General features: G+C 62.9%; 12 protein-coding genes. 7 read left to right on the forward strand and 5 right to left on the reverse strand.

The window, feature by feature from the left end; all coding sequences use genetic code 11:
• The first annotated feature begins 36 nt into the window (after positions 1-36).
• From rpoN to ptsN, 3 genes are all read left to right on the forward strand, one after another.
• Entirely contained in the window at positions 37-1665 is a 1629-nt protein-coding gene (rpoN, locus tag V1280_RS30615; protein ID WP_334533100.1) for an RNA polymerase factor sigma-54, read from the forward strand.
• Between the two features lie 84 nt (positions 1666-1749).
• Positions 1750-2349 (forward strand): ribosome hibernation-promoting factor, HPF/YfiA family, encoded by a 600-nt coding sequence (gene hpf / locus V1280_RS30620; RefSeq protein ID WP_334533103.1) that lies wholly within the window; start codon positions 1750-1752, stop codon positions 2347-2349.
• Positions 2350-2569: 220 nt separating this feature from the next.
• Entirely contained in the window at positions 2570-3031 is a 462-nt protein-coding gene (ptsN, locus tag V1280_RS30625; RefSeq protein WP_063681444.1) for a PTS IIA-like nitrogen regulatory protein PtsN, read from the forward strand.
• A gap of 256 nt (positions 3032-3287) precedes the next feature.
• Here ptsN and V1280_RS30630 read toward each other — a convergent pair whose 3' ends face one another.
• The gene (locus V1280_RS30630; RefSeq protein ID WP_334533110.1) at positions 3288-3884 is read right to left on the reverse strand and encodes a TetR/AcrR family transcriptional regulator; all 597 of its coding nucleotides are present in this window, start codon (positions 3882-3884) and stop codon (positions 3288-3290) included.
• 373 nt (positions 3885-4257) lie between these two features.
• Here V1280_RS30630 and V1280_RS30635 point away from each other — a divergent pair, with 373 nt between their 5' ends.
• The 4 genes from V1280_RS30635 (at position 4258) to V1280_RS30650 (ending at position 9989) form a co-directional block, all read left to right on the forward strand.
• Positions 4258-5061 carry an SDR family NAD(P)-dependent oxidoreductase gene (locus tag V1280_RS30635; RefSeq protein ID WP_334533113.1) on the forward strand — a complete coding sequence of 268 codons (804 nt, stop codon included), beginning with the start codon at positions 4258-4260 and terminating at the stop codon, positions 5059-5061.
• A 36-nt stretch (positions 5062-5097) separates the two neighbouring features.
• Positions 5098-6228 (forward strand): DUF5938 domain-containing protein, encoded by a 1131-nt coding sequence (locus V1280_RS30640; RefSeq protein WP_334533116.1) that lies wholly within the window; start codon positions 5098-5100, stop codon positions 6226-6228.
• 102 nt (positions 6229-6330) lie between these two features.
• A complete protein-coding gene (locus V1280_RS30645) occupies positions 6331-7869 on the forward strand; it encodes an AMP-binding protein (RefSeq protein ID WP_334533119.1) in 1539 nt (512 codons plus the stop codon).
• A gap of 329 nt (positions 7870-8198) precedes the next feature.
• Positions 8199-9989 carry an adenylate/guanylate cyclase domain-containing protein gene (locus V1280_RS30650; protein WP_334533122.1) on the forward strand — a complete coding sequence of 597 codons (1791 nt, stop codon included), beginning with the start codon at positions 8199-8201 and terminating at the stop codon, positions 9987-9989.
• Positions 9990-10883: 894 nt separating this feature from the next.
• Here V1280_RS30650 and V1280_RS30655 read toward each other — a convergent pair.
• From V1280_RS30655 to V1280_RS30670, 4 genes are all read right to left on the reverse strand, one after another.
• Entirely contained in the window at positions 10884-11144 is a 261-nt protein-coding gene (locus V1280_RS30655; protein ID WP_334533124.1) for a heme-binding protein, read from the reverse strand.
• 162 nt (positions 11145-11306) lie between these two features.
• On the reverse strand, positions 11307-11579 hold the full coding sequence (locus V1280_RS30660; RefSeq protein ID WP_200470844.1) for a DUF1150 family protein: 273 nt from the start codon (positions 11577-11579) through the stop codon (positions 11307-11309).
• 51 nt (positions 11580-11630) lie between these two features.
• A complete protein-coding gene (locus V1280_RS30665) occupies positions 11631-12056 on the reverse strand; it encodes an Hsp20 family protein (RefSeq protein ID WP_014438749.1) in 426 nt (141 codons plus the stop codon).
• Positions 12057-12301: 245 nt separating this feature from the next.
• Entirely contained in the window at positions 12302-13387 is a 1086-nt protein-coding gene (locus tag V1280_RS30670; protein ID WP_334533136.1) for a sn-glycerol-3-phosphate import ATP-binding protein UgpC, read from the reverse strand.
• Between the last annotated feature and the right edge of the window lie 6 nt (positions 13388-13393).

The raw sequence follows: 13393 nt of genomic DNA on the forward strand, positions 1-13393 counted from the left end.
AGAATCGGACCAATTTTCGGGAACGGTTCTTGTTAGATGGCGCTTACGCAGAGATTAGAGTTCCGGCAATCGCAGTCGCTGGTCATGACGCCGCAGCTGATGCAGGCGATCAAGCTGCTGCAATTGTCCAATCTCGATCTCACGACCTTCGTGGAGGAGGAACTCGAGCGTAACCCCCTGCTGGAGCGGGCCAATGACGAGGCCCCCGGCGGCGAAGCCCCGGCCGAGGCCGCCCAGTTCAGCGACCACGATGGCGATGATTCAGGCAGTCAGGGCGCCGATGACGGCTTTGGCGGCAGCGGCAACGCCTTCGAGCCTGGCCAGGAAGAATGGATGAGCAAGGATCTCGGCACCCGCGCCGAGATCGAGCAGACCCTCGACACGGGCCTGGACAACGTCTTCTCCGAGGAGCCCGCCGAGGCGGCGGCGCGCAACGCCCAGGACGTCGCGCCGACCACCTACACGGAATGGGGCGGCGGTGCCTCCGGTGACGAGGACTACAATCTCGAAGCCTTCGTCGCGGCGGAAACCACGCTCGGTGACCATCTTGCCGAGCAGCTCTCGGTCGCCTTCACCGGCGCGGCGCAGCGCATGATCGGGCAGTACCTGATCGATCTCGTCGACGAGGCCGGTTATCTGCCGCCCGATCTCGGCCAGGCGGCCGAGCGGCTTGGCGCGACACAAAAGGACGTCGATGACGTTCTTGCCGTGCTGCAAAAATTCGATCCGCCCGGTGTCTGCGCGCGTAGCTTGAGCGAATGCCTGGCGATCCAGCTCCGCGAGCTCGATCGCTACGATCCGGCGATGCAGGCGCTGGTCGAGCATCTCGATCTCCTCGCCAAGCGCGACATCGGCGCTCTTCGCAAGCTCTGCGGCGTCGACGACGAGGACATCGCTGACATGATCGGCGAGATTCGCCGCCTCAATCCCAAGCCCGGCATGAAATTCGGCTCGGCGCGGCTGCAGACCATGGTGCCGGACGTTTATGTTCGCCCGGGTCCGGACGGTGGCTGGCATGTCGAGCTCAACAGCGACACCTTGCCGCGCGTGCTGGTCAACCAGACCTACTATTCCGAGCTCTCGAAGAAAAAGGGCAAGGACGGCGACAAGTCGTATTTCACCGACGCGCTGCAGAACGCGACCTGGCTGGTGCGCGCGCTCGACCAGCGCGCCCGCACCATCCTGAAAGTCGCGACCGAGATCGTGCGGCAGCAGGACGGCTTCTTCACCCATGGTGTCGCGCATCTGCGGCCGCTGAATCTGAAGGCGGTCGCCGACGCCATCCAGATGCATGAATCCACGGTGTCGCGCGTCACCGCCAACAAATACATGGCGACAAATCGCGGCACATTCGAGTTGAAATATTTCTTCACCGCGTCGATTGCCTCGGCCGACGGCGGCGAGGCGCACTCGGCTGAAGCCGTGCGTCACCACATCAAGCAGCTGATCGATTCGGAAGCACCTGCCGCGATCCTGTCGGATGATACCATCGTGGAACGCTTGCGCGCTTCGGGCATTGATATTGCCCGCCGCACGGTCGCGAAGTACCGCGAAGCCATGCGCATTCCGTCCTCGGTGCAACGCCGTCGTGACAAGCAGAGCGCTCTTGGTAACGTCCTTTCCACCGCAATGTCCGATCGCTCGCGCAACGTCGAACCGGCCTGATTGCGCTGGCGCGAAATCGCGCTACTCTCATCCCCCAATTCGCGACCGATCCAAGCTAGGCCAGCAAACCAAGCGAGGTATCACATGACTCTTCGGATTTCGGGCAAGAGCGTTAGCGTCGGTGAGGCCCTTCGCGGCCGCGTGAACGACCGGACCGAAGAGGTCCTCCGTAAATATTTCGACGGCAACTACTCCGGCCACATCACGCTGAGCAAGGACGGCCTCGGTTTCCGCACCGACTGTGCGCTGCATCTCGATTCCGGCATTACGCTGGAAGCCGATTCGAACGCGCAGGACGCCTATGCCAGCGCCGACCAGGCGCTCGTGATGATCGAGAAGCGGCTCAAGCGCTACAAGAGCCGGCTCAAGGACCGTTCGGCCCGCAAGGCCCATGTCGCCTCCGCGGCGCTGGCCGCGCTCGACGCGACGGCTTACGTGCTGGAGGCGCCGGGCGAGGGCGACGACGAGGATGAGGTCACCGGCTACAGCCCCGTGATCATCGCCGAGGCCACGACGTCGCTGAGGCAGATGTCGGTCAGCGAAGCCGTCATGGAACTCGACCTCAGTGGGGCACCTTGCCTGGTATTCCAGCACGGCTCCTCGGGCCGGGTGAATATCATCTACCGCCGCGCCGACGGCAATGTCGGCTGGATCGACCCCCCGGGGGCCAAATCGGGTAGCTAGCCCGGCAATAGCGGCCCGTATCAACCACAGGTCTTAACAATGACCGGGGCAAAGCCGCACGCGGGAGTTGGCACCGGGATTGCGTTGGAGTAGAAGCGCCCCACATCAGGATCGGGGCTAAGTCCGCCTCCTGCTTCACCTTCTTGACGCCGGCCGGGCTCGATCTGATCGAGCCGGCCTATTCGGAACCTGACGGTTTAATTCACCTCGGAACACTTCCATGCCGATTACCGATCTGGTCGCCCCGGAGGCGATTCTTCCGGCATTGAAGGTCAACAGCAAGAAGCAAGCGCTCCAGGAACTCGCGGCCAAGGCCGCCGAGCTGACCGGCCAGAACGAGCGCGCGGTGTTCGAGGTGCTGCTCCAGCGCGAGAAGCTCGGCACCACCGCGGTCGGCTACGGCGTCGCCATTCCCCACGGCAAGCTGCCCAAGCTCGAGAAGATCTTCGGCCTGTTCGCCCGGCTCGATCGCCCGATCGATTTCGAGGCGATGGACGGCCAGCCGGTCGACCTGGTCTTCCTGCTGCTCGCCCCCGAAGGCGCCGGCGCCGATCATCTGAAGGCGCTCGCCCGCATCGCCCGCCTGCTGCGCGACCAGGACATCGCCAAGAAGCTCCGCGCCTCGCGCGACGCCCAGGCGATCTATTCGGTGCTCGCGCTGCCGCCGGCGACTGCGGCGTAAGGCTTGCTTCTCTTGCCCCGGACGCAGCGCAGCGCTTCTTCAGCGGTGCGCTGCAGAGCCGGGGCCCATCTCTCCACAATTGTGCGTGTCGCTTTCTGGGTCCCGGCTCTGCGCGGCAGCGTTGCACGCTGCAGCGCGTCCGGGACACGAGAGTTGGGCTCGCTGTAGCCTCACACCCCGTCATTGCGAGACGGGGACAGTGCGGCCGATCCGTCGCACAAATGAAAACGGGCACACCTTCGTGCAACGCGCCGCCTCAGCAGACTGTTGGCAGCAGGCGCCGGACTTCGTCGAGCAATTCGGGGGTCGCCGTCTTGTCACCCGCGAGGTGCTTGAGCAGCGCACTCTGGAATAGACCGTCGAACAGCGCATAGAGCGCGGCGGCCGACGACGCCGGTCGCTTGCCGCCGAGCTCGGCATAGCGGGAGGCGATGCGCCAGATCATCGCTTCCAGGCTCTTGTCGATCTCGAGCACATCCTTGCGAAACGCCGCCTCGAACATCGCCTGCGAGCGCAAATCGTACCAAAGGCGGTGCATGCGGGCTTCGTTCTGCAGTGTTGCTGCGAGCTTGGCGAGGAAACCCTCCGTCAATTCGTCGCGGCTCGTTGCTGTCGCGACAACCTCGTCATATCGCGTCACGCACTTCGCCTTGTAGTGGCGGACGCAGCAGCAGATCAGGTCGAGCTTGTCGCTGAAATAATAGTGGAACACGCCGTGCGTGAACGCCGAGTTCTGCGCGATTTCGCGCAGGCTGGTGCGTGCGAAGCCGAGCTCTCCAAGCGTTTCGAGCGCGGCCTCGGCAAGCTCGACGCGCCGCGCGTTGAACTTGTCGTCCCGCACGACCTCTGCCATGGCCTCACGTTTCGCCGCTCCTGTCGCTTGCCGCGCCATTGTCGCGCTGTCTCCCGTCTTTTCGTTACGACGATCACTTCGTCCGTCATCGTCTACAGACCATCCTCTTTGACAACTGTCAAATTTTGCCTTGACAACTGTCAAGCTCCGGGCGGAGTGTGCCCGCCAAGAATTTGGACAGTCGTCAAGACGTCCGCGAATGGAGGAAACGCACCCACCGGCGCCGCGCCGCCGGAACGGACTCGCATGCCGTTGCGCCACTGCGCAGGCACCGTGCTGCTGATCGCAGCACGCACGGATCATCAGCAAAAAAATCAGTCCAAGAAATCTGACCAAGAGATCAATCAAGAGATCAACCAAGGGAGGACGTGCGATGAGTGAGAAGAGTCTTGATGGCCGCAAAGCCCTGGTCACCGGCGGAGCCCGCGGAATCGGAGCCGCGATTGCAGCGGCACTGGCGCAATCCGGCGCGGCGGTCATGATCGGCGACATCCTCGATGACGTCGGGCGGGACAGCGCCGGCCAGATCGCAAAGCTCGGTGTGAAGACCGGCTTCGTCCAGCTCGACGTCACCGACGACGCTCAATGGGAGCGAGCGGTTGCCGCGACGGTCTCAACCCTCGGCGGCTACGACATCCTGATCAACAATGCCGGCATCGAGATCACGTCGCTGATCTCCGAGGTCAAGGCCGAGGACGCGCGGCGGATGTGCGACGTCAATATCGTCGGCACCGTGCTCGGCATGAAGCACGCCTTCCGTGCCATGCGCCCGGGCGGGCCGGCCGGCAAGGGCGGCGCCGTCGTCAACATCGCCTCGGTTGCGGCAACGATCGCCTTCCCGGGCATCGCGGTCTATTCGGGCACGAAATCTGCGGTTGACCGCATGACGCGGGTCGGAGCGATGGAGGCCGGCAAGCTCGGTTTCGGCGTGCGCGTGAACTGCATCTATCCGGGCCTGATCCCGACCGACATGGGAATGCAGCTCGCCAACGACATCGTCAAAGTCGGGCTCGCGGCTGACGTCAATGCCGCGGTCGGCTCGGTGGTGGAGCAAACCCCGCTCGGCCGCCTCGCCGAGGTCACGGACATCGGCGATGCCGCAGTGTTCCTGTGCTCGAACGAGGCGCGCTTCATCACCGGCATCGGACTGCCGGTCGATGGCGGCATGGGCATGTAACAACAAGGCCGACAACAAGCATTTCGGAGGAACGCAATGAGCGAGAAGAAGCCCGTCATCGTCTATGGCGCTTCCGGCTATACCGGCCGGCTGGTCTGTGAATATTTACGCGAATACAACATCCCCTTCATCGCCGCCGGCCGCAGCAATGAGAAGCTCAACGCCGCGATGAAGTCGAATGTGGCCGGCATCGAGACCGCCGACTACGAGGTGGTCAAGGTGCCGCACACCGTGGCCGCGCTGACTGAATTGTTCAACGGCGCCTCGGTGGTGCTCAACACCGTGGGTCCCTTCGCCAAGTTCGGCGGCGAAGTCGTGCAGGCTTGCCTCGCTTCCAGGTGTCATTACACCGACACCACCGGTGAGCAGGACTGGCTGATCACACTCGAGCAGGAGTGGGGCACGAAGTTCGCCAATGCCGGGCTGCTGTTGGCGCCGGGCATCGCGCAGATGTACACCACCGGGGAGATCGCCGCGCAGCTGTGCCTGGAGACACCCGGCCTCGACACGCTTGATATCGCCGTGTTCTGGGGTGGCAGCCCGACCATCGCATCGACGCAGACCATCCTGGTCAACGCCGCGATGGCCAAGGCCTACTATCTGGAGCAGAACAAATACGTCGAGCATCAGCCCGATGCCGGTCTCTACAATCTTGCCATCCCCGGCCAGCACGAGCTGGCGCTGGCGCTGCCCTGGGGCGGCACCTCGCACCCGGTGTGGTTCAAGCGCGATCCGCGCGTGGCCAACGTGAAAGTGCTGGGCGGCGTGTTCAATCGCGCCCTGATGCTGGCCGTGCCGCAGATCGTTGCCGCCGCGCTGGATGCGACCAAGGACATGAAGCCCGACGAGCGCTACGCCGCGCTGGCGCAGACCGCGGCCGGCGTGATGAACACCATGCCGCCGCGCGAGAACCCGCGCGTCAACAAGTCGATGGATTCGGTGCATGCCTCCGGCCCGTTGGGGCGCGCGCACTGCGTCATCAATGGCAACAGCAACTACAAGCAGACCGGCATGTTGCAGGCCTATGCCGCGGCGCACCTGCTGCAGCAGCCTCCGAAGCGCGTGGGGTTCGCCTCCGGCTGCCAGGCGTTCGGCCATCACGAGCTGCTCGGGCAATTGCGCAGCTTCGGGCTCGTCAGCAAGCCTGTTCTGACCGTGCACGACTAGGAGACGTGACAGCGATCGTTCTTCACCTCTCCCCATCGGGGAGAGGTGGACCTTCGCCGTGGCACGCGTCCAGCCAACCTCACGATGCTTCGGGTGTTGATCATGCGCTTCATCGATTACCTCGACAAAGGTGCCTCGCTCGGCGCCGACGCGCCGTGCCTCACAATGGATGGACGCGACCTCAGCTATGGCGAGGTGCAGCGGTTGAGCTACCGCGTCGCGCGCGGGCTCGCACGATCGGATATTGCTGCCGGCGAGAAGGTCGCAATCCTGTCCGGCAACGATCCGGTGGCGTTTGCCTGCGTGTTCGGCATTTCCCGCGGCGGTGCGGTCTGGTGTCCGATCAATCCGCGTAACGAGACGGCCGAAAACCGGCTCATCCTCGAGCAATTCGACTGCAGCCTGCTGTTGTTTCATTCGAGCTTCGCGCCGATGGTCGAGGCGGTACGTGCAGAGCTGCCAAAGCTGCGCGCCGTCGTCTGCCTCGATGCCGAGTTACCTTTCGCGCCCTCGTTCGACGGCTGGCTCGCCGGCCTCGCCGACGACCCCTATCAACGCGAGACGGTCGACGATCTCGCGATGATTCCCGGGACCGGCGGCACCACCGGCAAGCCGAAGGGGGTCATGCTGTCGGGCCGCAACATCGAGGCGATGACGGCACTGACGCTGATGGGCTATCCCTTCAAGGGCCGCCCGATCTATCTCGCGCTCGCGCCGCTGACCCACGCGGCCGGAGTGCTGTGTTTCCCGATCATGGCGCTCGGCGGCCGCATCGTGATCATGCATCACCCCGACATCGCCGAATTCCTCGATCTGATCGAGCGCTACCGCGTCACGCACACCTTCCTGCCGCCGACCGTGATCTACATGCTGCTCGATCATCCCAGACTCGACTCCGCGAAGCTCGGGTCTCTGCAATGCTTCTGGTACGGCGCGGCGCCGATCTCGGCCACGCGGCTTGCGGAGGCACTCCAGCGTATCGGGCCGATGGCGCAGTTGTTCGGTCAGACCGAAGCGCCGATGATGATCTCGATGATGGCACCTGACGAGCATTACAATGCCGACGGCACCATCGCGATGGAGCGGCTCGCCTCGGCCGGGCGGATCAGCCCACTGGTGCAGGCCGGCATCATGGATGGTGACGGCAATCTGCTGCCATCAGGCGCACGCGGCGAGATCGTGGTCCGCGGTTCGCTGGTGATGGAGGGCTATTACAAAAATCCCGAGGCGACGGCGGAGGCCTCTGCGCATGGCTGGCACCACACCGGCGATGTCGGCTACATCGACGACGACGGCTACCTCTATATCGTCGATCGCGCCAAGGACATGATCATCACCGGCGGGTTCAACGTCTACTCGATCGAGGTCGAGAACGCGCTGCGGGCGCATGAGGCGGTGCAGGATTGCGCCGTGATCGGCCTTCCGGACGAGAAATGGGGTGAGCGGATCGTCGCCGTGGTGCAGCCCCGCGCTGGCCAAAGCGTCGATGCGACGGCGCTTGCGGCCTTCGTCAAGCAGCGGATCGGCAGCGTCAAGACACCGAAGCAGATCGAAGTCTGGGACGACCTGCCGCGCTCCAAGGTCGGCAAGGTGCTGAAGCCGGACATCCGCGCGCGGCTGTCGGATCGCTCAGGCGAGTAGGACGTGTACTCATAAACCCGCGCTGCACTTCGTATGAGGTCCGCTGTGCCTCTGATAGCGGCGCATTGGCGCGTTCACCCTAGGTCCGAATTGGGCCAGAAGGCGACATCATCTCATCTGCGACGGCCGAGCAATGGACGAAGCTTTCCCAGGCGAGCGCCTGATTTTTGGGGTTGAACGGGGAACCGATTGGAGGCCATTCCGATTGATGCAGCCGTCACCATGGTCATCTTCGGGCGATTACGCCCACTTTGCCGTCCCGCTTGAGTGGTCGTGGCACGGCAGCCGGATTTATCGTAGAATCTGCAGGTCAAAAAGGTCTGCAGGTCATGGCGCAAGAGCGGCCGTCCCGGATCGAACGCAGATTGTCGGCGATATTGGCCGCCGACGTGGCGGGCTATTCGCGGCTGATGCACCATGACGAGGAGGCTACGCATGCCAAACTGACGACGCTCCTCATGGAGGCCGTCTACCCCGCGATCGCCGAGCACGGTGGCCGCGTCGTGAAAAACACAGGCGATGGGTTTTTGGCGGAGTTTGCCAGCGCGGTAGAGGCGGTTCGGGCCGCGATGCAGTTCCAGACCCGGACTCACGAACTTACGATCGATGAGCCGGAAGACAATCACATTGCCTTTCGGGTGGGCATCAATATAGGCGACGTGATTGTCGAACCGCATGACATTTTTGGGGACGGCGTAAACATTGCGGCGCGGCTCGAAAGCATCGCAGAACCAGGCGGTATCTGCATCTCGTCTTCCGCGTATGACCACGTCAGAGGTAAAGTGGGCATCGAGTTCGCTGATCTGGGCGAGCAGAACCTCAAGAACATCGCCCTTCCGGTCCGGACCTATGCAGCGGTCCGGGATGGGCTTAGCTCCGAGACACAGGTTGAACGCGCAAGTCGGGCCCGGCTTTCAACGCCGCGCCTATCCATCGTCGTGCTACCCTTCGCGAACCTGAGCGGGGATCGCGAGCAGGACTATTTCGTGGATGGTGTAACCGAGAGTTTGACCACGGACTTGTCGCGCATCGCTGGTTCATTTGTCATCGTAGGGAACAGCGCCGTCTCATACAAGGGCAGAGCAGTCGATGTACGGCAAGTCGGCCGCGAATTAAACGTTCGCTACGTGCTCGAAGGCTCAGTGCAACGCAGCGGCAAGCGGCTTCGGATGAACGTGCAGTTGATCGATGCCAGGAGCGGCCAGCATCTTTGGGCCGAGCGCTTCGAGAAGCCTGTCGTCGACCTGTTCGACATGCAGGACGAAATCGTATCGAGGCTCGCCAATACATTAGGTGCGCAGCTCATCGTGGCTGAGGCGCGACGAGCCGAGCGTACGCTGCATCCCGATGCGATGGACTTGTACTTCCAGGGCCGGGCCTGGTTGATGAAGGGGTTTAGCCCTGAAGACGTAACGCAGGCGCGGAGCTTCTTCGAACGCGCTCTGGAGTTCGACCCCGGCAACGTCGAAGCAATGATTGGCCTGGCAACTGTTGATACGGCAATTGGGTCCAGCTTTACCACGGATGATGGGCCTGCGCGGTTTGCAGCGGCTGAGGCGATGGTGAATAAGGCATTGTCGATCAGGCCGAACTATACTTCAGCCCACTCGGCTCGGGGTTGGGTCCAGATCTTTACGAACCGGGCCGCCCAAGGCATCCGTGAATTCGAGCATGCGTTGGCGCTGGATTCGAATAGGGCCAACTCTCATGCCGCCCTTGGTTTTGCCAAATTCTATTTGGGTCGCGCTGCCGAGACCGAAGGCCATATACGCGAGGCTTTACGTCTCTCCCCTCGCGACGTTGAAGCCTACCAGTGGACGTGTTTTGTGGGCGTGGCGAAGCTACAGCTTGGTTTGGACGTCGAAGCCGTCAATTGGCTACGACAAAGCACTGAGGCGAACCGCAACTTTCCTATCGCTCATTTGTCGCTCGCCGCAGCGTTGGGCCTGACCGGCGCGCTCGATGAGGCGCGAACTGCTGCGAGAACGGGACTTGCGCTCAACTCAGGTTTCACCATCCGTCGTTTTGTCGCTGCTCAACAAAGTGACAACCCGGCTTTTCTTGCCGGGCTCAAGCGCACGTGTGAAGGCTTTCGCCTCGCTGGCGTGCCGGAAGGGTGATGGGCGCTTCCGGTCAGAAGCCGACTTCAGCGCGTTCCTGCCCTACGTCGGCTTTGAGTCCAACAGCGGAAATTCCGCCAACCTCAGATCGTCTCATTGCGGAAACCAGCCCGCCGCAGGCCGTTCTCAAATCGTTTGAGACCATCGCGTTCTCGCGGGCGCCGGACCGGTCATAGGATTTGCCTAACCAGGATGAAGTAGAGGCCCCGCGCGAGTGGTGCCACCGATTTGACTAATCGTGAAGCAGGACTCGTTGGAACGGCGTGACCCAATCCCTAGCTAAGCAGGCGTGGTTCTCGATTGGAGAAAATGCAATGCGTTCCATTTTGGCCTTGGGCCTTTTGATCGCCCTGTGCGGCGTTGCGAACGCGGCGCCGGCGCACCACACCCACCGGCACGCTGTGGTTCGCTCCAATCAGGGCACGTTCGCACCGGGCTCCGCTTCGAGCTTTGCCTACGCGCCACCTCGCCTGCCGCTCCAAGACCGGTCCGGCACCCCGGACTGCGACAAACCTGAACCGTATTTCGGCGCTTGTCAGGGATATGCGCCTGGCGAAAAGGAGCAATTTCTCGATGGTGTGAGACAAGGTGGTTAGATCGCCCAAACATATCGGATGATCTTCACAACTGCGATCGCTGAGGGGGCAAACGAAGGTCTCACCGACGTCAGCAACGGATCACAAGCCGCCGATCCGCGCAAGGTGGCGGACTTCCGCTTTGCCTTCGTAAGCCGACGCTTATGAGTACACACCCTAGTAAACGCTTGCCAGGCGCCAAAAAATGCGCAGGCCGCGTTGAGGCATGCCCGCGTATTTGGTTCGCGAACCGCGCACGACTGCGCGCGCGTGCGTCGGTGCACGCTCACCGCCTGCAACTCGCTCCGATGCTACCGACTTACTTGAGGTGTGCGCTGATCTTGTCGATGCCGGCTTTGGCGCAAGCTTCGTCGTCATCAATGCCGGGCCCGCCCGAGACGCCGATGCCACTAACAACCTCATTGCCGACCTTGATGCGAAGACCGCCGATAGCGCAGCGCTTCTTCGGCTCTGCGCCACAACGCATAGCGCGTCGAAGACGCGCGTGAACGCGCTTATGCGCGTTGCAGCTTGTCCGGGACATGAGAGGTGGGCACGCCGTAGCCTCACACTCCGTCATTGCGAGCGCAGCGAAGCAATCCAGAGTGTTTCCGCGGAAAGATTCTGGATTGCTTCGCTGCGCTCGCAATGACGACGCGAAACATCATCCCTCAAAATGAAAACGGGCATGCCTTCCTGCGAAGGCATGCCCGCCAAAACTCTATTCGTGCGACGCGCGCGCTCAGTGCACGCTCACCGCCTGCAACTCGTTGCTCCAGGCATTTGCCACCGCGGCTTCGCGGCTGTCGGTCAGCATGATCGGCGTGCCGTCGGCGGAGTGCAGCGCGAACAGCTTGAGGCCGGGCGCGATCTTCGGGGCTTCGGGAAACAGGCCGGGCACATCCTCGGAGCGGATCTGCTTCACATAGGCGATATGGCCTTCGCCGAGGGTTGCCAGCGTCTCCGGCGAGACGGCCTTGGCTTCGTATTCGAACGCAACGTGACCTTCACTCATGGTCTCGACTCCTTCACAGAAACTAAGCGGTCGAGTCCGCTACTCGTTCCATTATTCGTGCTCATTGATAGCGATTGTCTTAACGATCCTCTCCGGTTCTGGCCGGGCAAGATCGACTGACAGAAGCCCGTTCTTCAGATCCGCACCCAGCACCAACATCCCCTCCGCCAGCACGAAGGTGCGCTGGAAGTGGCGCGCGGCGATGCCGCGATGGATGTATTGCCGGGTCTTGTCGTCCTGCTGCCGCCCGCGGATGACGAGCTGGTTTTCCTCAATGGTTACATCGAGTTGGTCGCGGGTGAATCCGGCGACCGCCAGCGTGATCCGCAGCCGCTCGGGCTGGCCGTCCGACCGGTCGCACCTCTCGATATTGTAGGGAGGATAACCGTCGGCGCCTTTGACGACGCGATCGAGCACGCGCTCAATCTCGTCGAAGCCCAGAAGGAACGGACTGGATAACGTGGGAACACGAGACATAGTTTACAAAGTCCTCTCGAAGCGACTTTGGCATTTCAGGGCCCGGACGCGGCGCCCCTTGGTCAGCAATATGGGCATATCCCCGTGCGGGTTCAAGCACCTAGCATGGAGCTCCGGATTCACTGTTTCCGCCGTCGCCCGGCATGACGAATCTGCCGGGCGATTTATCCCAATGAAAACAGAGCCCCGTCTACTGTGCATGGGGTTGTTTTCGCAGTCTTGGCTGGCCGCGCCTTCGAAACCCGTCAGGCCTCGATTCGCGTCCGTCCGTCGCCGCTGAACAAATGCAGCTTTTGGCGCACTGCCGCGACCCGGATCTTCTGGCCGATGGCAGGCGCCTCGGTTCCGGGAACGCGGACGATGACCTCGCCCGGCGGCAGCTCGCCCGGCGTGGCGGCGACGCGCTGCTCGTCCTCGGCGCGCGAGCCGTAGATGAAGGTCTCTGCGCCGACGCGTTCGATCGCTTCCACCGTCAGCGGCAATGCCACGCCGCCGGCCGGGGTCTGGTCGGTGATGACAAAATCTTCCGGACGGATGCCGAGGATGCCGGCGTCGCCCGCAATGCCGCCAAGCTGCGACTTGATCTCGTCTGCGCGCGTCGACATCAGATTCATCGGCGGCGCGCCGATGAACGACGCGACGAAGGTCGTGGCCGGCTTCTCGTAGATCGCCAGCGGATTGCCGATCTGCTCGACCTGGCCGCCATTCATCACGACGAGAATATCGGCGAGCGTCATCGCCTCGAGCTGGTCGTGGGTGACGTAGATCGACGTCGTGTTCAGACGGCGCTGCAATTTGCGGATCTCGACCCGCATCGCGATGCGCAGCTTGGCGTCGAGGTTCGACAGCGGCTCGTCGAACAGGAAGACTTTTGGCTGGCGCACGATGGCGCGGCCCATCGCGACGCGCTGGCGCTGGCCGCCGGAGAGTTGGCGCGGCTTGCGCTCCAGCATGGCTGAGAGCTCGAGCACGCGTGCGGCTTCGTCGACGCGCGTCTTGACCTCGGTCTCGGCCATGCCGCGGTTGCGCAGGCCGTAAGCCATGTTGTTGAAGACGCTCATATGCGGATAGAGCGCGTAGTTCTGGAACACCATCGCGATGTCGCGATCGGCCGGCTCGACCTGGTTGACGACGCGGCCGCCGATGTCGATCTCGCCGCCGGACACGGTCTCGAGCCCCGCGACCATGCGGAGCAGCGTCGACTTGCCGCAGCCGCTTGGGCCGACCAGCACGCAGAACTGTCCGTCGCCGACATCGACGTTGACGCCCTTGATGGCCTCGAAGCCGCCAGTGTAGGTCTTGCGGACGTTGCGCAGGGTGACGTTGGCCATAACTAT

Origin of the sequence: Bradyrhizobium sp. AZCC 2230 (assembly GCF_036924495.1) — a bacterium.
Taxonomy (GTDB): Bacteria; Pseudomonadota; Alphaproteobacteria; order Rhizobiales; family Xanthobacteraceae; genus Bradyrhizobium; species Bradyrhizobium rifense.

Bases quoted from the DNA above. Each gene is read 5' to 3' on its own strand.
- rpoN (WP_334533100.1), top strand. From the start codon at position 37: ATGGCGCTTACGCAGAGATTAGAGTTCCGGCAATCGCAGTCGCTGGTC.
- hpf (WP_334533103.1), top strand. From the start codon at position 1,750: ATGACTCTTCGGATTTCGGGCAAGAGCGTTAGCGTCGGTGAGGCCCTT.
- ptsN (WP_063681444.1), top strand. From the start codon at position 2,570: ATGCCGATTACCGATCTGGTCGCCCCGGAGGCGATTCTTCCGGCATTG.
- V1280_RS30630 (WP_334533110.1), bottom strand. From the start codon at position 3,884: ATGGCAGAGGTCGTGCGGGACGACAAGTTCAACGCGCGGCGCGTCGAG.
- V1280_RS30635 (WP_334533113.1), top strand. From the start codon at position 4,258: ATGAGTGAGAAGAGTCTTGATGGCCGCAAAGCCCTGGTCACCGGCGGA.
- V1280_RS30640 (WP_334533116.1), top strand. From the start codon at position 5,098: ATGAGCGAGAAGAAGCCCGTCATCGTCTATGGCGCTTCCGGCTATACC.
- V1280_RS30645 (WP_334533119.1), top strand. From the start codon at position 6,331: ATGCGCTTCATCGATTACCTCGACAAAGGTGCCTCGCTCGGCGCCGAC.
- V1280_RS30650 (WP_334533122.1), top strand. From the start codon at position 8,199: ATGGCGCAAGAGCGGCCGTCCCGGATCGAACGCAGATTGTCGGCGATA.
- V1280_RS30655 (WP_334533124.1), bottom strand. From the start codon at position 11,144: ATGACGGAGTGTGAGGCTACGGCGTGCCCACCTCTCATGTCCCGGACA.
- V1280_RS30660 (WP_200470844.1), bottom strand. From the start codon at position 11,579: ATGAGTGAAGGTCACGTTGCGTTCGAATACGAAGCCAAGGCCGTCTCG.
- V1280_RS30665 (WP_014438749.1), bottom strand. From the start codon at position 12,056: ATGTCTCGTGTTCCCACGTTATCCAGTCCGTTCCTTCTGGGCTTCGAC.
- V1280_RS30670 (WP_334533136.1), bottom strand. From the start codon at position 13,387: ATGGCCAACGTCACCCTGCGCAACGTCCGCAAGACCTACACTGGCGGC.